Origin of the sequence: Pseudomonas sp. Pc102 (assembly GCF_018408275.1) — a bacterium.
In the GTDB taxonomy this organism is placed as follows: Bacteria; Pseudomonadota; Gammaproteobacteria; order Pseudomonadales; family Pseudomonadaceae; genus Metapseudomonas; species Metapseudomonas tohonis.
In genome coordinates this window covers 5378208-5400628 of record NZ_AP021905.1, presented here as the reverse complement: position 1 = coordinate 5400628, position 22421 = coordinate 5378208, and the positions used below count along the sequence as shown (strand labels likewise).

Sequence of the window (22421 nt, the reverse complement as noted above, 5' to 3'; positions counted from 1 at the left end):
CATTGATGGACTCCTGACGCATTCACAGCATGGGTTTCGCTCCGCTCGCGGAACGCCGCCCGACACATCCTACGAAAAGCCGTGCGTGCATCGATGCGAGAAATCGAGCCCCTTGCCCGGACTTCAGTCCGGGAATGCCGGCCACGCCGTTCCCGCGCTGAAGCACGGGCTACGGTATTGCACTGATCGCAGGCTGCCGTACCGAGGAGCGAGGCAACGTACCAGGCATATAAAGCTTCGCGAGCAGAGCTCGCTCCTACGGCCCGGACGTTGCTGCATGACCTGTAGGAGCGACTTCAGTCGCCCAGGTGTGCGAACGCGTGAGGCTACGGCTGCTCGCGCAAGCGCCGGCGGAACGCCCCCGGCGTCTCCCCGCACAGCTGCTTGAACAGCTTGGCGAAGGTGGCGCGGTCGGCGTAGCCCACCTGTTGCGCCACCTGCTCCAGGGAGCGCGAGGGGTTGCGCAGGGCGGACTGGGCGGCGGCGATGCGCAGGCGCTGCACGTAGTCGTTCGGCGTCAGGCCGGTGGCGGTGCGAAAGCGCCGCAGCAGGGTGCGGGTGGAGCAGTGCGCGCGTTCGGCCAGGCCATTGAGGTCGATGGGCTCGGCGTGGTGGCGTTGCAGCCAGGCCAGCAGCGGGCCGAGCTGCGCGTCTCCCGGCACGTCCGGCAGCAGCGGGGTGAAGCGTGACTGGCGGCCACGCTCGCGGTCGAACACCAGCGTACCGGCCACCCGCTGCGCCAGCCAGTCGCCGCCGTGCCAGGCAATCAGGTGCAGGCACAGGTCGAGCCCGGCCTGGGCACCACCGGAGCAGAACAGGTTGCCGTCCTCGGTGAGCAACTCATCGGGTTGCAGGCGCACCTGCGGGAAGCGCTGGCGGAAGGCGCCGGCCAGCGCCCAATGGGTGGTGGCACGACGGCCGTCGAGCAGGCCGGCGGCGCCGAGCAGGAAGGCGCTGCTGCACAGGCTGGCCACCTGCTGGGTGGCCGGGCGCTGCGCCAGCCAGGCCAGGAGCTCCGTGTTGCCGGCGATGCTGCACTCCACCGCGCTGCCGGTGGCGGGCAGCATCACCAGGCGGGCCCCGGCGGCCAGGGCCAGGTCGCCGTCGACGCGGATGCTGGCCATGCCCAGGTCCACCGGCTGGCCATCGCGGCTGACCCGCAGCACCTCGAACAGCGCCTCACCGGCCAGGGTGTTGGCCAGGCGGAAGGCGTCGTCGGCCATGGCCAGGCTGGAGCAGACCGTCTGTGGGCAGACCAGCAAGGCGATGCGGATCATCGGGTGGGCCTCCGTAAAGGGTGGCGATTATTGCCACAAAGTTGGCGATGCAGCCAATCGCCGCCCGGCGGAAAGCCGTCGATACTCTCCTCACCCCAATCGCCACGAGCCTCGCCATGAGCCATCCCAACGCCGCCCTCATCGAACGCTTCTACCGCGCCTTCCAGGTCCTGGACGCCGAGACCATGGCCGCCTGCTACGCCGCCGACGTACGCTTCGCCGACCCGGTGTTCACCGACCTGCGCGGCAGCGAGGCCGCCGACATGTGGCGCATGCTGGCCAGCCGCGCCCAGGCCTTCTCGCTGACGTTCGATGGCGTCGAGGCCGATGACCACGAGGGCCGCGCGCGTTGGGTCGCCACCTACCTCTTCAGCCAGACCGGGCGCACCGTGGTCAACCGCATCGAGGCGTGCTTCCGCTTCGAGGACGGCCTGATCGTCGAGCACCGCGACAGCTTCGACCTGTGGCGCTGGGCCCGCCAGGCGCTGGGCGCCAAGGGCCTGCTGCTGGGCTGGCTGCCGCCGGTGCAGAACGCCATCCGACAGCAGGCGGCCCGAGGCCTGGCGGCATTTCGTGCGCAACGCTGAACCCGCTGCCGGCCATTGGCTGGTGGCTGCGCCGCGCAATATTGCCTAAGCTCGCCGGCGACTCTCTCGCCGGTGCCCATCATGATCAGGCTGTTCCAGTTCCCCGCCGGGTTCGACGTGCCCAATGCCAGCCCCTTCTGCCTCAAGCTGGAGACCTTCCTGCGCCTGGCACGGGTGCAGTACCAGGCGCAGACCCTGATGGACCCCCGGCGCGGCCCCAAGGGCAAGCTGCCCTACATCGACTTCGACGGCGAGCTGATCGCCGATACCGCGATCATCCAGCGGGTGCTCACCGAACGCCTGCACCTGCAGCTGGACGAGCACCTCGACGACGCCGGCCGTGGTCGCGCCCTGGCCGTCACCCGCCTCTGCGACGAACACCTCTACTGGCTGCTGGTGTATTTCCGCTGGCTGGAGGAGGAGGGCTGGGCGCAGACCCGCCAGGCCTTCTTCGGCAACCTCGGCCCGCTGGCCGGGCGCCTGGTGCCGCCGCTGGTGCGTCGCAAGGTCCGCCGCGACCTGTTGGCCCAGGGCCTCGGCCGGCATGATCGGGAAGAACTGCTGGTGTTCGCCCGCGAGGACCTGCAAGGCCTCACCGACCTGCTCGGCGACGACACCTTCTTCGGCGGTGCGCGCCCCTGCAGCGCCGATGCCTCGGCCTACGGGCTGCTGGCCAACCTGGTGCAGTGCACCCTGGAAACCCCGCTCAACCGCCTGGCCCGCGAGTACCCGCGCCTGGTCGATTACTGCCAGCGCATGCGCACGGTGGCCTGGGCATGAGCGAGGCTCCACCGCGTCCCTGGTTCGTCTACCTGGTGCGTGCCGCCAACGGCGCGCTCTACTGCGGCATCAGCGACGACCCGCAGCGCCGTTTCGCCCAGCACCAGAGCGGCAAGGGCGCGCGTTTCTTCCATTCCAGCCCGGCCCAGGCGCTGGTCTACATCGAGGCCTGCGCCGGCAAGGGCGATGCCCTGCGCCGCGAGCGCGCCATCAAGCTCTTGCGCAAGTCCGCCAAGGAAGCCTTGGCCGCAGCCTACATAGCGGCTGCTGATGGCGTGGTATCAGCGCCGCTGGATAGGCCCTGAACCCGAGGGCGGCTAAGCTGCCCACCCTGACAAGAACGATAAGGAGCCCGACATGCACGAGTTGATCCTGCACCACTACCCGACGTCCCCCTTCGCCGAGAAGGCCCGCCTGCTGCTGGGCTTCAAGCAGCTGTCCTGGCGTTCGGTGCACATTCCGCCGCTGATGCCCAAGCCGGACCTGATGCCCCTGACCGGAGGCTACCGCAAGACCCCGGTGCTGCAGATCGGCGCCGACATCTATTGCGACACCGCGCTGATCGCCCGCCGCCTCGAAGCGGAGAAGGCCGTGCCGGCGCTGATCCCGCCGGGCCTGGAATTCAACGTGGCGAGCTTCTGCCACTGGGTGGATTCGGTGATCTTCCAGCACGCGGTGAGCCTGGTGTTCCAGCCCGAATCCATCGCCGTGCGCTTCGGCAAGCTGCCGCCCGAGGCGATCAAGGCCTTCATCGCCGACCGCGCCGGGCTGTTCAGCGGCGGCACCACCACGCGGCTGCCCGCCGAGGTGGCCAAGCACAACTGGCCGACCTTCATGGCGCGCCTGGAGCAGCAACTGGCCCGCGAGGAGGGTGACTTCCTGTTCGGCGAGCCGAGCGTGGCCGACTTCTCCCTGGCCCACTGCCTGTGGTTCCTCAAGGCCACCCCGATCACCGCGCCGCTGGTGGACGACTACCCGGCGGTCGCCGCCTGGCTGGGCCGGGTGCTCGGCTTCGGCCATGGTGCCTCCAGCGAGCTGAGCGCCGCCGAGGCCATCGAGATCGCCCGCGCCGCAGAGCCGGTAGCGCTGCCGGACGAGCCCTTCTTCGACGCCAACGGCTTCACCGCCGGGCAGAAGGTGGCCATCGCCGCCACCGACTACGGCGTCGACCCGGTGGAGGGCGAGCTGGTGTTCGCCGGCCGCGAGGAGCTGATCCTGCGTCGCGAGGACGAGCGTGCCGGCGTGGTGCACGTGCACTTCCCGCGTGTCGGCTTCCGTATCGAGGCGCGCTGATCCGCAGGCGCACAAAAAAGCCCGGCATTTGGCCGGGCTTTTTCGTTACGGCGGACTTCAGTCCTTGCGGCGCTTGAGCTGGTCCTTCAGCTGGGTCGGGACCTGGCGGATGATCAGCATGTCGCGGCCCTCGTCGTACTCGATCTTCGAGCCCAGCAGGTGGGCCTCGAAGCTGATCGACAGGCCCTCGGCGCGGCCGGTGAAACGCTGGAACTGGCTGAGGGTGCGCTTGTCCGGCGGGATTTCCGGCGACAGGCCGTAGTCCTTGTTGCGGATGTGCTCGTAGAAGGCGCGCGGGCGGTCCTCGTCGATCAGCCCGGACAGCTCCTGCAGGGTGATCGGCTCGCCCAGCTTGGCCTGGGTGCTGGCGTAGTCCACCAGGGTCTTGGTCTTCTCGCGGGCCTGCTCCTCGGCGAAGTCCTCGTGCTCGACGAAGTCGCTGAAGGCCTTGAGCAGGGTGCGGGTCTCGCTCGGCGCGTCGACGCCTTCCTGGCAGCCGATGAAGTCGCGGAAGTAGTCCGAGACCTTCTTGCCGTTCTTGCCCTTGATGAAGGAGATGTACTGCTTGGACTGCGCGTTGTTGCGCCACTCGGAAATGTTGATCCGGGCGGCCAGGTGCAACTGGCCCAGGTCCAGGTGGCGGGCCGGCGCCAGGTCCAGCGCGTCGGTGACGGTGACGCCTTCGCTGTGGTGCAGCAGGGCGATGGCCAGGTAGTCGGTCATGCCCTGCTGGTAATGGGCGAAGAGCACGTGGCCGCCGGTGGAGAGGTTGGACTCCTCCATCAGCTTCTGCAGGTGCGCCACCGCCTCGCGGCTGAAGGCGGTGAAGTCGCGACCGCCCTCCATGTAGTCCTTGAGCCAGCCGCTGAAGGGGTAGGCGCCGGACTCCTCGTGGAACAGGCCCCAGGCCTTGCCCTGCTTGGCGTTGTAGCTCTCGTTGAGATCGGCCAGCAGGTTCTCGATGGCCTTGGATTCGCCCAGCTCGCTGTCGCGTGCATGGAGCACGGCGGCGCTGCCATCGGGCTTCTTGTCGATGAGGTGGACGATGCAGTGGCGGATCGGCATGGGCGTACCTGTGAAGCTGTGGATAAGGGCGCGCGGGTGGCTCGCCCGGCAGGCCGCAGAGTTTACCTCAGCCTCGGCCGGGATGAGGGACCTTGTGACCCGATCGCTTGTTGCCGGGCCCGCGCATCCCTAAAGTGACGCCATTCCCGCTGCAATGACCAAGGATGGTTCCGATGTCCAGCCTGATCCTCGATACGCCCCTGCCCACGGTCGACGCCGAGTCCATCCACGCCCTCGAGGCGCTGGCCGACCGCGGCCTGTTCCTCCGGGCCCACGCCAGGGCCACCGAACTCGGCGACTACCGCCACTGGCGCGGTGCCGCCGCCATGGCGCTGGCCTCGCGCCTGGTTGCGCAACTCGGTGCCCCGCGCCTGGGCGATGCCCTCGCCTGGCTGGGCTACCGCCGCTACCCGGAGGCCGCCGAGGCGCGCCTGCGCTACGCCCGCTTCCTGCTGGCGCGCCGTGGCCAGTACCGCGCCTGGGAATTCCTCCAGCGCTTTTCCGACTGGTTGCCGGAAGAGCCCGGCCTGCGCGCCGAATGGCTGTCGTTCCAGGGCTACCTGCGGGCGCTGCTGCGTGACTTCGGCCGCAGCGCCGAGCTGCACGACGCGGCCATGCGACTGGGCACCAACGATCCCTGGCTGCTGGTGGAGCGCTCCTACAGCCTGGAGCAGGAAGACCGCTACGCCGAGGCGCTGGAGCTTTGCGAGGACGCCCTGGCGCTGCTCCCCGACTTCCGCTCCGCGACCCTGCAGGCCGCCCAGCTCGAACTGCAGCTGGGGCGCGAGGAGGCCGCCCGTACCCGCCTGCTGGACGCCACCGGGCGGATGGAGAGCGCCGGGCTCTGCGCGCAGCTGATCGACCTGCTGGTCGAGCGCGAGGAACTGGACGAGGCCGAGCGCCTGATCGAGCGCTCCCTGGAGCTGGCGCTGCTGCTGGAGAAGGGCATGCGCGGCTGGTACGCCGGCCGGCGTTGCGACATCGCCTGCCTGCGCGGTGACCACGAGCGGGGCCGGGCCCTGGCCCTGGAGGCGCAGAGCCCCTTCTACACGATGGTCGCCGAGCGCCTGGCGGAACCGAAGGGCGGTCGCGTCCTGCTGCCGGTCACCTTCGTCCGCCAGCACCACATGACCTGCGTTCCCGCCACCCTGACCGCGCTCTCCACCTACTGGGGCCGCCCCGTGGCGCACCTGGAGGTGGCCGAGGAGATCTGCTACGACGGCACCTCCTACCACGCCGAGCGCGCCTGGGCCGAGCGCAACGGCTGGCTGGTGCGCGAGTTCACCGTCGACTGGGCCACCAGCCGCGCGCTGATCGATCGCGGCCTGCCCTTCACCCTGTCCCTGCAATACACCGGCAGCGGCCACCTGCAGGCGGTGGTCGGCTACGACGAGCCCCGTGGCACCGTGCTGATCCGCGACCCCGGCCAGGCGCAGTTCGGCGAGAGCATCGCCGAAGGCCTGTACCAGGCCCAGCGCGCGTCGGGGCCACGCGGCCTGCTCCTGCTGCCGCCCGAGGAAGCCCATCGGCTGGACGGCCTGGAGCTGCCGGAGCATGCGACCTGGGACCTCTACTACCGCCTGGTCAGCGCCCTGGAGGTGCATGACCGCGAAGAGGCCCTGGCCGCGTTCGAGGCCCTGCGCGAGCAGGCGCCGGGGCACCGCCTGACGCTCCAGGGCCAGCGCACCCTGGGCTGGTACGACGGGCGCGAGGCGCAGGTGCTGGAGGCCACCGAAGCGCTGCTGGAGCGCTTCCCCGACGATGCCAACCTGATCCTGTCCAAATCCACCTCCCTGGCCCACCTGCACGCCCGCGAACAGCAGCTGGACTGGCTGGCCGGCCATTGCCAGGCGCGCTGGAGCGACGCCGGCATCCTGGTGCGCTACACCAGCCTCCTGGTGGAGGACGGCAGCCAGCTGGATACCGCGCGCCACCTGCTGGGCCGCGCCCTGCGCCAGGCGCCGGGGCATGCCCAGGCCTGGAACGAGCTGGCCAGCCTGCGCTGGAACGAAGGCAGCCGCGAGCAGGCCTGCGAGCTGTACCGCATCGCCGCGTGCCTGCACGACACCAACGAGGGCTACAGCAGCCAGTACTTCCGTGCCCTGCGCTGCCTGGGCCGCACCGAAGCGGGCCTGGAGTTCCTGCGCCAGCGCCAGGCGCGCCTCGGCGCCCTGGCCGCCGGTCCGACCCTGACCCTCTGCGAATTCATCGAGGAGCTGTCCGATCCGCTGCAATGCCGGCAGATCCTCGAACAGGCCCTGGAGCGCCGCCCCCAGGACCCGGCGCTGCTGCTCAACCTCGCCGACTTCTACGGTCGCCACGGCGAGCTGGAGCTGAACGAGGCCATGCTGCGCCGCGCCGAGCCGGTGAGCCGCCGGGGCACCTGGCTGCGCGCCGCCGTGCTGCATAGCCAGCGCAGCGATGGCGACACCCAGCGCGCCCTGGCCTGGTGCCGCGAGGCGGTGGAGCTGGACCCGCTGAACATGAGCCTGCACCGCATGCAGGTGCAACTGCTGCGCCAGAGCGCCGGCGAAGAGGCGGTGGACGCCTATGTCGAGGCACTGGCCGAACGTTTTCCCCACCACTGTGGCATCGCCGAGCTGGCGGTGGAACGTGCCCAGCGCCGTTCCCTGGAAGACGCCGAGCTCGCCCTGCGGCGCCTGCTGGCCAGCCACCCGGAGTACGCCTGGGCGATCCGCGAACTGGCCGTGACCCTGGCGCGCCTCGGCCGCCACGAAGAGGCCCTGGAGTTCTGCGAGCAGGCCCGGCGCACCGACCCGCGCAGCTCCAGCAGCTATTCCACGCGTGGCTTCGTGCTGCTCCAGGGCGGCCAGCGCGAGGCCGCCCGCGCCGCCTTCCGCGAGGCGCTGGAACGCTCCGCCGACAATGACTACGCCAGCAACATGCTGCTGGAAACCTGCACCACCCAGGGCGAGGCCCTGGACGATCTCGACTTCATCCACCGCCAGCTGGTGGCCCAGGTCACCTTCGGCGACGGCTGGCTGGCCTACCCGGAGCAGGCGCGCAGGCTGCTGGAGCCGCAGGTGCTGCTGGAGCAGTTGAGCGAGGCCCTGCAACAGCGTGCCGACCTCTGGCAACTGTGGGTGGTGGTCGCCGCCCAGCAGGCCGAGATGGGCCACCCGGAGCAGGCCGAGAACCTGCTGCAATCGGCCATCGAGCGCTTCCCGCTGATGCCGCGCCTGGCCCTGGAGCGCGCCCAGCTGCAAAGCAGCCAGAAGCAGTACGCCGAGTGCCGCGAGACCCTGCGCGAGAGCTTCCGCATCAACCCGCTGTGGACACGCAGCGTGCGCCTCTACGTCGAGAGCCTGCTCGACGAGGGCGCCGACCTGGAGGAGGCCGAGCAGTTGCTGCGCAGCGTGCTCGCCCGCACCCCCGACAACACCGAGCTGCGTGCCTACCTGGGCTACGTGCTGGGCGAGCGCGACAACCCGGGCGAAGGGGCCATCGAGGCGGAGAAGGTGCTGCGTGAGGAGCCCGGCAACGGCTGGGTATGGAACCAGTTGCGCCGCTACAGCGCCGCCCTGGAGACGCCCGCGCGCCCCCTGGAACTGGCCCGTGAACTGACCCGCCTGCGCGCCGGCGACGCCGACGCCTGGCTGGCGCTGGCCGAGCAGGAAGAGGGCTTCGAGGCCAGGGAGCCGGCATTGCGCCAGGCCCTGGGACTGAGCCCACGCCACCGCAGCGCCAACACCCAGCTGGCCGAGGGGCTGCTGGCCGCGGGGCGCTTCGACGAACTGCGCCAGCTGCTGGATGCGCCCTGCTGGGGCGGTGCGACACCCCCCGACCTGGCCCTGTTCGGCCCCCGCGCCACGCGCGAGGAAAAGGACCTGCCCAGCGCCCTGGCCGAGCTGCGCCAGCTGCTGGAGCGCCAGCCGGCCTTCTTCGATGGCTGGCGCACCCTGGCCGACTGGCAGGACGACGCCGGCGACTATGCCGCCTACGTGGAGTCGGCCCGCGAGATGGTGCGCCTGGAACCCCGCCAGGCCATCGCCCATGGCTTCCTCGGCCACGCCCTGTGGCTCGATGGCAAGGGCGAGGAGGCGCTGCCGTCCTTCCTCCGTGCCTACGAGCTGGACGCCTGCTACACCTTCGCCGGCCTGCACGCGTTCGACCTGCTGCTCGAGCACGGCACGGTCGAGGCCACGCGCGAGGTGCTGGAGCGGCTGCTGGAGGCGTCCAGCCAATCCTCCGTGCTGATCCGCGCCCTGCGCTTCGCCGTGCCTCGGGCCGACGAGGCGCTCAAGCGTCGTGTGCTGCATCCGCTGTGCCGTGACGGCGGCGTGGTCGAGGCCTGGTCGGAAGTGCTGAAGATCCTCGGCCAACCGGACAAGGACACGCTGCTGTGGGAAAACCTCGAGGCGGGTGTCGCCGACGGCTCCCTGCATTACGCCGCCGCCTTGTACTGGCTGCGACGCGAAGACGGCCGCTGGATGCCGGGCTCGCTTTGGAAGGGTTTCCTGCGCCTGCTGGAGAACGATCCGCAGCATGCCGGCAAGCATGCCATGCTGGAGCTGCTGGCCAACCGCAAGAACGCCAGCCGGCTGCTGGTGGACGCGCTTGAGGCCAGCCGCGAGGCGATCCGCAGCGACGGGGTGATCTGGGGCATGGCCAGTTACGCGATGGTCAACCAGGAACGCTACGAGCTGATGTTCGACTGGCTCTCGGACTGGGAGCGGAACCCGCAGGCGCCGGCCTGGGGCCTGGACAACCTGGCGCTGGGCCTGCGTGCGCGCGAGCTGGATGGGCATGCGGCAGCGGTGTCGCGGCTGTCCCTGGAGCGCGACCCGCAGAACCACGACGCCATGGTCTGGCTGGGCGTCGATGCGGCCATGGCCGGTGACCTGGAGGCCGTGGAAGGCTGGCTGGAGCGCCTGCAGGGGGCGCAGCCGCGGCCCTTCTTCCGTTGCATGCAGCACCTGCTGGAAGGCTTCACCGCCGCCTCGCGGGAAGGCGGCAGCGGCGTTGCCGTGGCGCACTTCCGCACCGCGCGCGCGGTGGCCAAGGGCAGCGAGCACGGCTCCTACTGGCGCCTGCGCCGGCACCTGGCGAAGGTCCTGGCCTTCGGCCCGGCGACCCCGGCCTGGCTGGCGCCGCTGCGCTACCTGCAACTGCGCTTCTGAGGTCCCGTTCAGGCTTCGTCTTCGCGGCTCCTGGCCTTCAGCGCCTGGAGCCGCTCGATCACGTAGCGCAGGTGCACGTGCAGGTCGTACAGCTCGTTGGAGTAGGAGAGCGGCACGTCCACCTTGGCCAGTTGGTCCTCCAGTTCCTCCAGCTTGCCGATCTCGCCGTCCAGCTCCTCGCGCAGGGTGCCGGCGTCCAGCTTGCGGTCGATATCGCGCAGGTACTTGTACCAGCGGTAGATGCGCGCGCGGATGCGCCAGCGATACACCGGGCCCACGGCCTTGAACAGCGGGAACATCACCACCAGCAGCGGGATCAGCAGGATGATGTAGCGGTCCGCCAGGGAGGCGATGCGGAAGGGCAGGTAGCGTTGCAGGATCGGCAGGCCGTTCTTGTAGTAGTAGGCCGCCTCGTCCAGCGTCGAGAGGGTCATCGGCTGGGCGGCGGGGTAGCGGCCGGCGGGGTCGAGCAGGCTGCCGTTCTTCATCACCTCGCGGGCGGCTTCGAGGATCAGCGGGGTCAGCGAAGGATGGAATTCGTCGTTGGCCACCAGGGTGGCCACCGGGCCCAGGGTGAGGATGTCCCGCGAGGGGCTGTTGCTGGCGAGGTTGAGCAGGCCTTCGCCCACTTCAAGCTTTGTCAGGTAGGGCAGGCGCGCGCGGTAGGCGGCGCTGCGGCGCAGGCTCACCAGGTCCAGCTCGCTGCGCGCGGCCAGGCGCTGCACCACGGCGTTCTCCGCCGGGCCGACGAAGAAGGCCGCGTCCAGCTCGCCGGCGATCAGCGCGTCGGCGGCGCGGGTGCCGCTGAATGCCTGCCAGGCCTGCGGGTAGCCCTCCGGCTCGATCCGGTTGGCCTGCAGCAGCGCCGCGGCGATGGCGCGGGTGCCGCTGTTGGGCGTGCCGATGGCGACCCGCAGCTGCAGCAGGTCGCCCATGGCGTCGATGTCCACGTCCTTGCGTTTGAACAGCCACAGCGGCTCCTGGTACATCACCCCGAGGCCGTGCAGGCGTTCGCGCTCACGCGCCGGCAGGGTCAGCTCCTGGCCGCTCTGCACCAGGGCCATCTGCACCTCGCCGCGCTGCAGCTTGCCGAGGTTGTCCAGGGAGCCGCCGCTGGGCACCAGCTCCAGGGTGAAGCCCTGGTGCGCCAGTTCCTCCTTGAGCTTCTCGGCGAACAGCGCGTAGCCGCCGTTGGCGCCGCCGGTGGCCAGGGTCGCGTGCATGGGCGGCGGCGGGGCGACGAAATAGAACACCGCGCCCACCAGCGCGGCCACCACGGGCACGGTCCAGAGGTTGGCCAGCAGCATGATCTTCAGGTCTTTCAGGAACCTTGGCATGGGAGTCCTTGGGGCGGGGAATTGAGGGGAAGGATAGCCACTGGCGCAGCGGCGGTTGCCTCCCGGTGCCGGTAAATGACAAGGTGGCCGCCTTCCCGTTCCCCGCGACAAGTGACAGACCCGATGCGCATCCTGCACAGCTCCGACTGGCATCTCGGCCAGCATTTCATGGGCAAGACCCGCCAGGCCGAGCACCAGGCCTTCTGCGCCTGGCTGCTGGAGCAGGTGCGCGAGCACCGGGTGGACGCGGTGCTGGTGGCGGGCGACGTGTTCGACACCGGCGCGCCGCCCAGCTACGCCCGCGAGCAGTACAACCGCTTCGTCATCGACCTGCGCGACGCCGGTGCGCAACTGGTGGTGCTGGGCGGCAACCATGACTCGCCCGCCATGCTCGGCGAGAGCCAGGCCTTGCTGGCGGCCCTGGGCACGCGCGTGGTGCCGGGCGTCGCCGCCGACCCGCAGGACCAGGTTCTGGTGCTGCACGGCCGTGATGGCGAGCCGGGTGCGGTGCTTTGCGCCATCCCCTTCGTGCGTGCCCGCGACGTGTTGCAGAGCCAGGCCGGGCAGAGCGCGGCGGACAAGCAGCTGTCCCTGCAGCAGGCGATCCAGGCCCACTACGCCCAGCTGTTCGCGCTGGCCGAGCAGCGCCGCGACGCGCTGGGCGGCGGCTTGCCGATCCTCGCCACGGGCCACCTGACCACGGTCGGTGCCAGCGCCAGCGAGTCGGTGCGGGAAATCTACGTCGGTGCCCTGGAGGCCTTCCCCACCAGCGCCTTCCCGCCCGCCGCCTACATCGCCCTGGGGCATATCCACAGGCCGCAGAAGGTCGGCGGCCTGGAGCACATCCGCTACAGCGGCTCGCCCATCCCGCTGTCCTTCGACGAGGCCGGGCAGGCCAAGGAAGTGCTGTTGGTGGAGGTGGATGGCGAGGGCCTGCGTAGCGTCACGCCCTTGCCGGTGCCCTGTTTCCAGCCCCTGGCCAGCGTGCGGGGCGCCCTGGCCGAGCTGGCCGGCGCCATCGCCGAGCAGGCCCGCCGGGGCACGCCCGAGCGGCCCGTCTGGCTGGAGGTGCAGGTGAGCACGGACGACTACCTGAGCGACCTGCAAGGCCGCGTCGCCGCCCTGTGCGAAGGCCTGCCGGTGGAGGTGCTGCGCCTGCGCCGCGAGCGTGCCGGCCTGGCTCCGGCCCTGCTGGGCGCCGCACGCGAAACGCTGGACGAGCTCAGCGCCGAGGACGTGTTCGTACGCCGCCTGGAGCTGGAGCAGCTGGACGAGGACCAGGCCCGGCGCCTGCGGGACCTGCACCGTGGCGTTCTGGAAGAGGTCCGCAGCGAGCGCAACTGAACGCCGGGGTAGATCCCGCTATCGCCGCCGGGCCTGCAAGGGCGGGCGGAGAATGCCAGAATGCCGCTCCCATCCCCTGGCGGCTTCTGCATGAAAATCCTCAGCCTGCGCCTGAAGAACCTCAACTCCCTCAAGGGCGAGTGGAAGATCGACTTCACCGGCGAGCCCTTCGCCGGCAACGGCCTGTTCGCCATCACCGGCCCCACCGGTGCCGGCAAGACCACGCTGCTGGACGCCATCTGCCTGGCGCTCTATCACCGCACCCCGCGCATGAGCAGCGTCTCCGCCACGGTCAACGAGCTGATGACCCGCCACACCGCCGACTGCCTGGCCGAGGTGGAGTTCGAGGTGAAGGGTGTGGGCTACCGCGCCTTCTGGAGCCAGCGCCGTGCCCGCGACAAGGTCGATGGCGGCCTGCAGGCGCCGAAGGTGGAGCTGGCGCGCATCGCCGATGGCGAGATCCTCACCGACAAGATCAACGACAAGCTGCGCCAGACCGAAAGCCTCACCGGGCTGGATTTCGAGCGCTTCACCAAGTCCATGCTGCTGGCCCAGGGCGGGTTCGCCGCCTTCCTCGAAGCCAGTGCTAACGATCGCGCCGCGCTGCTGGAGGAGCTGACCGGCACCGAGGTGTATGGGCTGATCTCCCAGCGCGTCTACCAGCGCACCAAGGGGGCCGAAGCCGCCCTGGGCCAGCTGCGCGCGCGGGCTGAGGGCGTCGAGTTGCTGGGCGAGGAGCGGCGCCAGCAGTTGCAGGACGAACTCACCGAACTCACCGATCGTGAAGCGGCACTGCTCGGCCAGCAGGACAGCCTGCAGCGCCAGCGCCAGTGGCGTGAAGCCCTGGCCGGCGCCGAGGCGCGCCAGCTCGCCGCCGTGCAGCAGGGCCAGGATGCCCGGCAAGCACTGGAGCAGGCCGGCCCGCAATTGCTGCGCCTGGCCGCCAGCGAGCCGGCCGAACGCCTGCGCCCGCAGCACCGCGATTGGCAACGGGCCGGGCAGGCGGTCACGGAGGCCACCACGGCCCTGGCCCAGATGCGCGAACAGAAGGCCCAGGTCGCGCGCGAGGTGGCCGACGGCCTGTGGCAGGCGCGTGGCTACAGCCAGCAGCGGGCGATGGCCCTTGCCGAACGGCGCGATGCCTTGGTCGATCAGCGCCGGCAGGTGGAGGCGCAACTGGCGGCCAATCCGCAACACGGCCTGCTCGGCGAGCGCCTGGGCGCCTGGCGCGAGCAGCTCGGCGCGCGTCGCAACCTGGCGCAGGCCATCGCCCAGTCGCTGGCGCGCCAGCAGCAGGAACGCCAGGACGCGGAGCACTTGGCGCAACGCATCGCCCGCTTGCAGGCCGCGCTGGGTGAAAGCGAGCAGCGCCTGGAGCGCGCCCGCGACGGCGAAGCGCAACCCCAGGCCGCGCTCGATGCGCTGCTGGCCGGCCAATCCGAAGCCGCCCTGCGCGAGCGCTGGCAGCGCCTCAGCGACCAGGGCCACCAACTCGCCCGCCTGCAGCAACTGGCGGACACCCGCACGCGCCTGGAGCGGCAACTGGCCGCCGCACGGGGCGGCATCGAAACCGACGACCGTGCGCAGGTGGAGAAGGCGGCGGCGCGGGACGCTCTGCGCTTGCAGTTCACCGACCTCAAGCAACAGATCCAGGACAAGGAAAAGCTGCTGGAGCAGGAGCAGCGCATCCTCAAGCTCGAAGCCCACCGCGCCGCCCTGCAGCCGGGGAAGCCTGCCCGCTGTGCGGCTCCCATGAACACCCGGCGATCGAGGCCTACCGAGCGCTGGATGTCTCCGACACCCAGGCCGCGCTGCAGGCCAAGCGTGCCGAACAGGACCAGGTGCGCGAGCGCGGCGAAGCCCTGCGTGACGAGCTGGCCGCGCTGGAGGCGCAACTGCGCCAGCGGCAGCAGGAGGCGCAACGCCTGCAGGACGAATTGCATCAGGTGCAGGCGCAGTGGCAGCAGCACTGCGCGGCATTGGGCCGGCCCCTGGCCGATGCCCAGGCCTTGGCGGAGGCCCAGGCGCAGCAACAGGCGGAGCTCGCCGCCCTGCAACGCAGCCTGGGGGAACTGGATGGCCTCAAGCAGGCCCTCGAAGGCGCCCGTGCCCAGCGCGAGCAGGCGCAGCGCCAGCAGCTGGAAGCCGCCCAGGGGCACGCCCTGGCCCTTCAGGAACAGGACGCGTTGCGCCGCCGCGAAGCGGAGAACACCGGGCAACTGGGCCAGCTCCAGATGCAGCAGGCCCGCCAGGACGCCGAGCTGGGCGCGGCCCTGGCCGAGTTCGGCCATGCCCTGCCCGAGGACAGCGAGGGCTGGCTGGATGAGCGCGAGGCGGAGGTACGCACCTGGCGCGAGGCCCAGGCCCGGCAACAGCGGCTGGAGCGGGACGAACAGGTGCTCCTGGCGGAGCTGCACGCGGCCCAGGGCGCTGCCGACCGCTGGCAGCAGCGTTGGAGCGCGCTCGGCCAGGCCGATGGCGAGCCCCTGGCCCCTGTGGATAACCCCGCCACCGCCCTGGAGCAGGCCGAGCAGCGGCTGGCGCTGGCCCAGGAACGCAGCCAGGCCCTGGGCGGGCGCGAGCACAGCCTGGTCGAGCAACTGGAGGCCGCGCGTGCCTCGCTCGACGCCCAGCGTGCCGCCTGGGAACAGGCGTTGGCGCAGAGCCCCTTCGCCGATGAGGTGCAGTACCTCGCCGCGCTGCTGGACGAGGACGCGCGCAACCAATTGCTTACCCTCAAGGCGCGCCTGGAGAAGGCCTGGACCGAAGCCCAGGCCCTGGAAGCCTCGGCCCGGCAGAGCCTGGCGGCATTGCAGGCGACGCCACAGACCGAGCTGGCCCTGGCGGAGCTGGATGAGCAGTTGCAAGCGCTGCAACTGCAGTTGCGCGAACTGGCCCAGCGCCAGGGCGAGCTGCGCGGGCAACTGAGCGGCGACGAGCAGCGCCGGCAGAACCAGCAGGCGCTGTTCGCCGAGATCGCCGCCCAGGAAGGCGCCTGTGATCTCTGGCAACGGCTCAACGGGCTGATCGGTTCGGCCGACGGCGCCAAGTACCGTCGTTTCGCCCAGGGGCTGACCCTGGATCACCTGATCCACCTGGCCAACCAGCAGCTGGAGCGCCTGCACGGCCGTTACCAGCTGCGCCGCCGCGCCCTGGGCGAGCTGGAGCTGGAAGTGGTGGACACCTGGCAGGCCGATGCCGCCCGGGACTGCCGCACCCTGTCTGGCGGCGAAAGCTTCCTGGTGAGCCTGGCGCTGGCGCTGGCGCTGTCCGACCTGGTCAGCCACAAGACCAGCATCGATTCGCTGTTCCTCGACGAGGGCTTCGGCACCCTCGACGGCGAGACCCTGGAAGTGGCCCTCGATGCCCTGGACGCGCTAAACGCCAGCGGCAAGATGATCGGTGTGATCAGCCACGTCGAAGCGCTCAAGGAGCGCATCCCGGTGCAGCTCAAGGTGCACAAGGGCGTGGGCATGGGCTACAGCCGACTGGATGCGCGCTTCGCCTTGTAGGATGGGTCGGGCGGCGTTCCGCGAGCGCAGCTAAACCCATGCGGTGATGGGACCGCTGCGCGCTCCTTGGCGACTGAAGTCGCCCCTACAGAGAGCGGTTTGCCGCGCTCACGCCTGGCTCTGGTCGAGGAACAGGTGCTCGGCGAGGAAGTCGACGAACACCCGCAGCTTGGCGGGCATCTGCTTGTAGCAGGGCCACAGGGCGCGGAAGTGGCCGGCATGCTGGTTGCGGTCTTCGAGCACCGTCTGCAACTGGCCGCTGGCCAGGGCGTCGCGGATGGCGAAGTCGGGCAGGCAGGTGATGCCCATGCCTTCGCTGGCGACGCGGATCAGCGTGTCGGCGTGGTTGCACACCAGGGTGGTGGGCAGCTGGGGCTCGCTTTCGCCGGGTGAGAGCAGCAGGGGCCATTTCTGCAGTTTGCCGGTGCTGGGGAACTTGTAGTGCAGGCAGGCGTGCTGCTCCAGGTCGGCCGGCACCCGTGGCGTGCCATGGGCGGCGAAGTAGGCGGGGGAGCCCACCAGTTGCAGGTGGAAGGCCCCGAGCTGGCGGGCACGCAGGCGCGAGTCCTCGGGGATGCCGCTGCGCACCACCACGTCGAAGCCTTCCTCGATCACGTCCACCAGGCGGTCGCTGAAGTCCAGGTCCAGTTCGATGCCGGGATAGCGGCGCATGAAGGCTGGCAGCACCACCGGGAACAGGCCCAGCACCAAAGGCAGGCTGACCCGCAGGCGACCGCTGGGCTCCTGGGTGTTCTGCGACAGCTCGTGCTCGGCTGCCTCCAGCTCGCCGAGGATGCGCCGGCAGCGTTCGAGGAACAGCGCGCCTTCCACCGTGAGGTTGATGCTGCGGGTGTTGCGGTGGAACAGGCGGACGCCCAGGTGCTGTTCCAGGCGGGCGATGCCCTTGCCCACCGCCGAGGCGGAGATGCCCAGCACGCGACCGGCGGCGACGAAGCTCTGGCTTTCGGTGACCTGGACGAAGAGGGCGAGGCGGTTGAGGCTTTCCATGGGGTTTCCGATTGCGGACTCAGGATTCCGTTAAGTGCGGAATACTAGCCTGTTTTTCCGTAATTCCCGCCGCCGTAGCCTGCTCCGACTTTTCTTGCGGAGCCTTCGACATGACCGACTCATCCCTTACCGCCGGCGCACGCCGCTGGCTGCTGCTGGCCGCCTGCCTGACGGCGGTGCTGATCCCGCTGTGCTTCACCGGCCCGGCGGTGGTGCTGCCGGCCATCAGCCAGGCCCTGGGTGGCTCGGCGGCGGAACTCGGCTGGATCACCAACGGCTACATCCTCGCCTACGGCAGCGCGATGATGGCGGCCGGCAGCCTGGCCGACATCCATGGACGCAAGCGCGTGTGGCGGGTAGGCCTGGGGCTGTTCGCGGCGGTGACCCTGGTGATCCCCCTCGCGCCCACGGTGCTGGTGTTCGACCTGCTGCGTGTGCTCCAGGGCCTCGGCGGTTCCGCCGCCTTCGCCGGGGCCATGGCTGCGCTGGCCCAGGAGTTCCACGGCCCGATCCGCACCCGGGTGTTCAGCCTGCTGGGCACCACCTTCGGCCTGGGGCTGGCGTTCGGCCCCTTGCTGGCCGGCCTGCTGAGCGACAGCCTGGGCTGGCGCATGGTGTTCCTGCTGCCAGCCCTGATCGGCGTCGCCGGCGCACTGCTGGTCTCGATCTGCGCCCGCGAAAGCCGCGACCCCAACGCCCAGGGCCTGGACTGGCCGGGGCGATCAGCTTCACCGCGATGCTCACGCTGTTCACCTGCGGCACCCTGCTGGCGCCGGAGCACGGCTGGTCGCACCCGCTGGTGCAGGTCTCGCTGTGGGGCAGCCTGGCGTTGCTGGTGGCCTTCGTGGTGATCGAGCGGCGCGTGGCCCGGCCGATGCTGGAGCTGGGCCTGTTCCGTCGCGCGCAATTCGCCGGGGTGCAGCTGCTGGGCGCGTCGCCGGCCTTCGCCTTCGTGGTGCTGATCGTGCTGCTGCCGGGGCGCTTCATCGGTGCCGATGGCCTGAGCGCGGTGCAGGCCGGGCAACTGATGATCGCGCTGTCGGCGCCCTTGATGGTGGTGCCGATGCTGGCGGCGTTGCTGTCGCGCTGGTTCACCGCCGGGCTGCTGTCGGCGCTGGGCCTGGCGCTGAACGCGCTCGGGCTGTTGTGGATGAGCGTGGCGCTGGCGTCCGGGCCGCAGGCGCTGCTGCTGCCGATGCTGGTGGTGGGCGTGGGCATCGGCCTGCCCTGGGGGCTGATGGACGGGCTGGCGGTGAGCGTGGTGGAGAAGGAGCGGGCGGGCATGGCCACGGGCATCTTCAACACCGTGCGGGTGTCCGGCGACGGCGTGGCCATCGCACTGGTCGGTGCGCTGCTGGCGGCACTGGTCGTCGCGGCGCTACCGGCATCGGGTGCGTCGTCGGCCCAGGTCATCGGTGCCGCCGGGCATGCGGCCATGGGTGACCTGGCCCGGGCGGCGGCGCTGCTCGGGGTGGACAGGGCAGCGTTGCAGCCGGGTTATGACGCGGCGTTCCGTACCCTGTTGCAGGTGCTGGCGGCGATCACCGGGCTGACGGCGGTGCTGGTGTTCATGCTGCTGGGCAAGGTGCGCACCCATGAGGTGGAGGCGTTGGCCGAGGTGCCTTGTGAGGCGTAGCCGTGCGTAGGGTGGACCGCGCTTCATCGGTCCACCGTCGGTGTGGCCGGTAACGCCCAAGAGGGGCGTCGCGGGGAGCGCTGCGCGCTCCTTGGCGAATGAACTCGCCCCTGCAAGGGCGAGTGTTGGTCAGGCGGGCCAGCGTTCCTTGCGCCAGGCGCGGCGCTGGTTCTTCTGGAGGTAGGTCCAGGCGACGAAGCGGCTCTGCTTCTGGCCCTGGGCCATGTGCACGACGCGGATGTCGGTGGCACCGAGGGCCTTGAGGCGCTCTTGCAGCGGCGTGACGTTGCCGATCTTGGACACCAGGGTGCTGAACCAGAACACCTGCTGGCCGAAGGCGGCGCTTTCCTCGGCCATGCGCGCGATGAAGGCGGCTTCACCGCCTTCGCAATGCAGTTCGTTGGACTGGCCGCCGAAGTTGAGCACCGGCAGCGTGCGGCTGGGGTCCTGCTTGCCGAGGCTCTTCCATTTGCGCGTGCTGCCGCTGCGGGCTTCGTCGAGGGAGGCGTGGAAGGGCGGGTTGCACAGGGTGAAGTCGAAGCGCTCGTCGGCCTGCACCAGGCCCTGGAAGATGTGCTGCGGGTTTTCCTGGCGGCGCAGTTCGATGGCGCCCTCGTATTGCGGGTTGGCGGCAAGGATGGCGGTGGCGGAGTCCAGGGACTGCGGGTCGATGTCGGCACCGACGAAGCGCCAGCCGTAGTCGTGGTGGCCGATCAGCGGGTAGATGCAGTTGGCGCCGACGCCGATGTCCAGCCCGCGCAGGGCGGGGCCCCTGGGAATCACGCCGTCGTGGGCGGCGCCGAGCAGGTCGGCCAGGTGGTGCAGGTAGTCGGCGCGCCCGGGGATGGGCGGGCACAGGTAGCCGGCGGGGATGTCCCACTGGCGGATGCCGTAGAACTGCTTGAGCAGCGCGCGGTTGAAGACCTTCACCGCCTCGGGGTTGGCGAAGTCGATGCTCGGCTTGCCGTAGGGGTTGGTGATGACGAACGCACCCAGCTCGGGGCTGCCTTCGATCAGCGCGGGGAAGTCGTAGCGGCCCTGGTGGCGATTGCGCGGGTGCAGTGGCGCCTTGCCCCCGTCGGACGGCTTGGCCGGTGCGGTCTTGCTGGGCGGTTTGCTGGGCATGGCGAAGGTCCGGGGTGGAGGGGCAGGGGCGCATTATTCACAACCGGGCGGGTTTGGCCAGCCGCCGCCGGCGACCGGTCAGAAGGGCAGGAGCCAGGGCACCAGGAGCACGGTGACGGCCATCACCAGCAGGGTGAAGGGCACGCCGACGCGGACGAAGTCACCGAAGCGGTACTGGCCGGGGCCGAGCACCAGGGTGTTCACCGGCGAGGAGATGGGCGTCATGAAGGCGGCGGAGGCGGCCAGGGCCACGGTCATGGCGAAGGGCTGCGGCGAGACGCCGAGCTGCTGGGCGGTGGCGATGGCCACCGGCGCCATGAGCACGGCGGTGGCGGTGTTGGAGATGAACAGGCCGATCACTGCGGTGAGTACGAACAGCGCGGCGATCACCAGGCGCGGTGCGGCATCGCCCAGCAACGCCACCAGGCCCTGTACGGCGAGGTCGATGCCGCCGGTCTGCTGCAGGGCGTGGGCGAAGGGCAGCATGCCGACGATGAGGATCAGGGTGGGCCAGTGGATGGCGCGGTAGGCGCTGTCCAGGTCGATGCAGCGGAAGGCGCCCATCAGCAGGCAACCCACCAGCGCGGCCATGACGTTGGGCACCAGGCCGCTGACCATCAGGATCACCATCACCGCCAGGCTGAGCAGGGCGTGGGGTGCCTTGTGCGCGGTGGGCGCCACCTCGTCCACCTCGGCGGGCAGGCTCAGCACCAGGAAGTCGCGGCCCTGGGCCTGCAGGCGGTGGATGTCCTTCCATTCGCCCGCCACCAGCAGGGTGTCGGAGCCCTTGAGCTTCTCGTCCACCAGCACGCCATCGAGGGGGCGGCCATGGCGACGCAGGCCGACGACGTTGAGGCGGTGGCGGCTGCGGAAGCCCAGTTCCTGGATGGTCTTGCCCGGCAGCTCCGACTCGGGCGGCAGCGCGACTTCGGCCAGGCCCAGCTGGTGGGCGTGCAGGCTGTAGTAGGAGGCATTGAGCGGCATGGGCTCCAGGCCGAGTGCGTGGTAGGCGCCGAGCAGGCCGATGGCCGGGCTGGCGAGGTCCACCAGCAGCACGTCGCCGGGTTCCAGCTGGGTGTTGCCGGTGGCCATGAGCAGCAGGGTGCGGAACTTGCGCTGGCGCTCGACGGCGATGACGTTGATGCCGTACTCGCGGCGCAGCTCGAGCTCGTTCAGGGCCTGCCGCGCGAGCGGCGAGTCGGCGCGTACCCGCAGGCGTCTTTCGCGCTCGCTGAGGTGGTAGGCGCCGGCCAGGTCGGCGAGGGTCAGGCGCGGCGCCGTGGTGGTGCCGTCACCGCCTGCGCGGCCGAGCCAGCGGCTGGCGGCGAGCATGTAGAGCACGCCCAGGACCAGCACGGCGAGGCCGATGGGCGTGGGGCCGAAGAAGCCGAAGCCGTCAAAGCCGGCGCGGCGCAGTTCGCTGTGCACCACCATGTTCGGCGGCGTGGCCACCAGGGTGAGCATGCCGCTGATGAGGCCGGCGAAGGCCAGCGGCATCATCAGCCGCGCCGGTGGGATCTTCAGCCGCGCGGCGACGCCGAGCACGACCGGGATGAAGATGGCGACCACGCCGGTGGAGCTCATCACCGAGCCGAGCCCGGCGACGCTGAGCATGAGCAGCACCAGCAGGCGGGTTTCGCTGCTACCGGCGCGGGCCACCAGCGCGTCGCCCAGGCGGTAGGCGATGCCGGTGCGCACCAGGCCGTCGCCGATGATGAACAGCGCGGCGATCAACACGACGCTGGGGTCGCTGAAGCCGGCCAGGGCCTGTTCGGTGCCGAGCACGCCGCTGAGCACCAGGGCCACGAGGGCCAGCAGGGCGACGGCGTCCATGCGCGGGCGGTTGCGCACGAAGAGGGTGACGACCACCAGCAGCAGGCCGAGTACCCAGATGAGTTGCGGGGTCATGGCGGGGGCTCCTGGATGGGGTGTGGCCTTTGCACCGTAGCCCGGACTTCAACCCGGAGGGGGTTCCGGGCTGAAGCCCGGGCTACGACCGTTTACGGCGGGATTCTGTCAGGGGTAGCCGAGGGTGGTCTTGATCTGCTGCAGGTTGGCGGCGATCCAGGTCTTGTCGATGGCGCCCCAGTCGCGGATCACGTAGTGGCCGGCGTTGTTGCGGGCGCCTGCGTCCTGCTGGAACTGGCAGTCGATGTCCAGGTCGGCGAGGGCGGCGAGGGTGTCCTGGGCGGTGCGGCGGGGCATGCCGGTGGCGTCCATCAGGGCGGGGACGCTGGCGGCGGTGCCGCTGTCGATCAGCCAGGCGACGTAGAGGCGGCGGTAGAAGCTGGTCTTGGTCTTGCTGGTTTCCATGGG

Annotated in this window: 14 protein-coding genes and 2 pseudogenes; 9 read left to right on the top strand and 7 right to left on the bottom strand. The window is 70.3% G+C overall.

The genetic code is table 11. The features are described 5' to 3' along the window. Positions 1-326: 326 nt before the first annotated feature. Positions 327-1277: a helix-turn-helix domain-containing protein gene (locus tag PHLH3_RS24680; RefSeq protein WP_213626148.1), complete on the bottom strand. Its 951-nt coding sequence runs from the start codon at positions 1275-1277 to the stop codon at positions 327-329. 116 nt (positions 1278-1393) lie between these two features. Here PHLH3_RS24680 and PHLH3_RS24675 point away from each other — a divergent pair, with 116 nt between their 5' ends. The 4 genes from PHLH3_RS24675 (at position 1394) to PHLH3_RS24660 (ending at position 3937) form a co-directional block, all read left to right on the top strand. Next, a complete protein-coding gene (locus PHLH3_RS24675) occupies positions 1394-1864 on the top strand; it encodes a nuclear transport factor 2 family protein (RefSeq protein WP_213626147.1) in 471 nt (156 codons plus the stop codon). Positions 1865-1945: 81 nt separating this feature from the next. Continuing rightward, positions 1946-2644, top strand: coding sequence for a glutathione S-transferase family protein (locus tag PHLH3_RS24670; protein ID WP_213626146.1), 699 nt, complete (start codon positions 1946-1948; stop codon positions 2642-2644). Beyond that, on the top strand, positions 2641-2949 hold the full coding sequence (locus PHLH3_RS24665; RefSeq protein WP_213626145.1) for a GIY-YIG nuclease family protein: 309 nt from the start codon (positions 2641-2643) through the stop codon (positions 2947-2949). Before PHLH3_RS24670 ends, PHLH3_RS24665 begins: the two co-directional genes overlap by 4 nt. Before the next feature lie 52 nt (positions 2950-3001). Beyond that, positions 3002-3937, top strand: coding sequence for a glutathione S-transferase family protein (locus PHLH3_RS24660; protein WP_213626144.1), 936 nt, complete (start codon positions 3002-3004; stop codon positions 3935-3937). Between the two features lie 57 nt (positions 3938-3994). Here PHLH3_RS24660 and yejK read toward each other — a convergent pair whose 3' ends face one another. Then, complete coding sequence (yejK, locus tag PHLH3_RS24655) at positions 3995-5002, bottom strand: nucleoid-associated protein YejK (RefSeq protein WP_173172825.1); 1008 nt, start codon at positions 5000-5002, stop codon at positions 3995-3997. Positions 5003-5175: 173 nt separating this feature from the next. Between yejK and PHLH3_RS24650 the strand changes: the two genes are divergently transcribed. Further along, positions 5176-10143, top strand: coding sequence for a tetratricopeptide repeat protein (locus PHLH3_RS24650; RefSeq protein ID WP_213626143.1), 4968 nt, complete (start codon positions 5176-5178; stop codon positions 10141-10143). Between the two features lie 8 nt (positions 10144-10151). Here PHLH3_RS24650 and PHLH3_RS24645 read toward each other — a convergent pair whose 3' ends face one another. Beyond that, positions 10152-11480 carry a TAXI family TRAP transporter solute-binding subunit gene (locus PHLH3_RS24645; RefSeq protein WP_213626142.1) on the bottom strand — a complete coding sequence of 443 codons (1329 nt, stop codon included), beginning with the start codon at positions 11478-11480 and terminating at the stop codon, positions 10152-10154. 123 nt (positions 11481-11603) lie between these two features. On the opposite strand from PHLH3_RS24645, the gene sbcD reads away from it, so the two are divergent. The 3 genes and pseudogenes from sbcD to PHLH3_RS30825 all read left to right on the top strand — a co-directional run bounded on the left by sbcD (position 11604) and on the right by PHLH3_RS30825 (position 16336). Further along, positions 11604-12824, top strand: a complete 1221-nt coding sequence (gene sbcD, locus PHLH3_RS24640) for an exonuclease subunit SbcD (protein ID WP_213626141.1) — start codon at positions 11604-11606, stop codon at positions 12822-12824. A gap of 60 nt (positions 12825-12884) precedes the next feature. Beyond that, a pseudogene (locus PHLH3_RS30830) lies at positions 12885-13547 on the top strand (AAA family ATPase); the annotation flags it as partial. Positions 13548-14665: 1118 nt separating this feature from the next. Further along, positions 14666-16336, top strand: coding sequence for an SbcC/MukB-like Walker B domain-containing protein (locus PHLH3_RS30825; RefSeq protein WP_348529823.1), 1671 nt, complete (start codon positions 14666-14668; stop codon positions 16334-16336). 108 nt (positions 16337-16444) lie between these two features. Here PHLH3_RS30825 and PHLH3_RS24630 read toward each other — a convergent pair whose 3' ends face one another. Continuing rightward, on the bottom strand, positions 16445-17344 hold the full coding sequence (locus PHLH3_RS24630; RefSeq protein ID WP_213626140.1) for a LysR family transcriptional regulator: 900 nt from the start codon (positions 17342-17344) through the stop codon (positions 16445-16447). A 110-nt stretch (positions 17345-17454) separates the two neighbouring features. Here PHLH3_RS24630 and PHLH3_RS24625 point away from each other — a divergent pair. Next, positions 17455-18980, top strand: a pseudogene (locus PHLH3_RS24625) (MFS transporter). A 129-nt stretch (positions 18981-19109) separates the two neighbouring features. On the opposite strand, the gene rlmF reads toward PHLH3_RS24625, so the two are convergent. The 3 genes from rlmF to PHLH3_RS24610 all read right to left on the bottom strand — a co-directional run bounded on the left by rlmF (position 19110) and on the right by PHLH3_RS24610 (position 22418). Further along, on the bottom strand, positions 19110-20105 hold the full coding sequence (rlmF, locus tag PHLH3_RS24620; protein ID WP_213626139.1) for a 23S rRNA (adenine(1618)-N(6))-methyltransferase RlmF: 996 nt from the start codon (positions 20103-20105) through the stop codon (positions 19110-19112). Positions 20106-20183: 78 nt separating this feature from the next. After that, complete coding sequence (locus tag PHLH3_RS24615; RefSeq protein WP_213626138.1) at positions 20184-22013, bottom strand: SLC13 family permease; 1830 nt, start codon at positions 22011-22013, stop codon at positions 20184-20186. 108 nt (positions 22014-22121) lie between these two features. Then, positions 22122-22418 (bottom strand): winged helix-turn-helix domain-containing protein, encoded by a 297-nt coding sequence (locus PHLH3_RS24610; protein WP_213626137.1) that lies wholly within the window; start codon positions 22416-22418, stop codon positions 22122-22124. Between the last annotated feature and the right edge of the window lie 3 nt (positions 22419-22421).

Excerpts from the sequence above, each read along its gene's own strand:
- PHLH3_RS24615 (WP_213626138.1), bottom strand. The coding sequence starts at position 22,013 with ATGACCCCGCAACTCATCTGGGTACTCGGCCTGCTGCTGGTGGTCGTC.
- sbcD (WP_213626141.1), top strand. The coding sequence starts at position 11,604 with ATGCGCATCCTGCACAGCTCCGACTGGCATCTCGGCCAGCATTTCATG.
- rlmF (WP_213626139.1), bottom strand. The coding sequence starts at position 20,105 with ATGCCCAGCAAACCGCCCAGCAAGACCGCACCGGCCAAGCCGTCCGAC.
- PHLH3_RS24650 (WP_213626143.1), top strand. The coding sequence starts at position 5,176 with ATGTCCAGCCTGATCCTCGATACGCCCCTGCCCACGGTCGACGCCGAG.
- PHLH3_RS24610 (WP_213626137.1), bottom strand. The coding sequence starts at position 22,418 with ATGGAAACCAGCAAGACCAAGACCAGCTTCTACCGCCGCCTCTACGTC.
- PHLH3_RS24670 (WP_213626146.1), top strand. The coding sequence starts at position 1,946 with ATGATCAGGCTGTTCCAGTTCCCCGCCGGGTTCGACGTGCCCAATGCC.
- PHLH3_RS24675 (WP_213626147.1), top strand. The coding sequence starts at position 1,394 with ATGAGCCATCCCAACGCCGCCCTCATCGAACGCTTCTACCGCGCCTTC.
- yejK (WP_173172825.1), bottom strand. The coding sequence starts at position 5,002 with ATGCCGATCCGCCACTGCATCGTCCACCTCATCGACAAGAAGCCCGAT.
- PHLH3_RS24660 (WP_213626144.1), top strand. The coding sequence starts at position 3,002 with ATGCACGAGTTGATCCTGCACCACTACCCGACGTCCCCCTTCGCCGAG.
- PHLH3_RS24630 (WP_213626140.1), bottom strand. The coding sequence starts at position 17,344 with ATGGAAAGCCTCAACCGCCTCGCCCTCTTCGTCCAGGTCACCGAAAGC.
- PHLH3_RS24645 (WP_213626142.1), bottom strand. The coding sequence starts at position 11,480 with ATGCCAAGGTTCCTGAAAGACCTGAAGATCATGCTGCTGGCCAACCTC.
- PHLH3_RS24665 (WP_213626145.1), top strand. The coding sequence starts at position 2,641 with ATGAGCGAGGCTCCACCGCGTCCCTGGTTCGTCTACCTGGTGCGTGCC.
- PHLH3_RS24680 (WP_213626148.1), bottom strand. The coding sequence starts at position 1,277 with ATGATCCGCATCGCCTTGCTGGTCTGCCCACAGACGGTCTGCTCCAGC.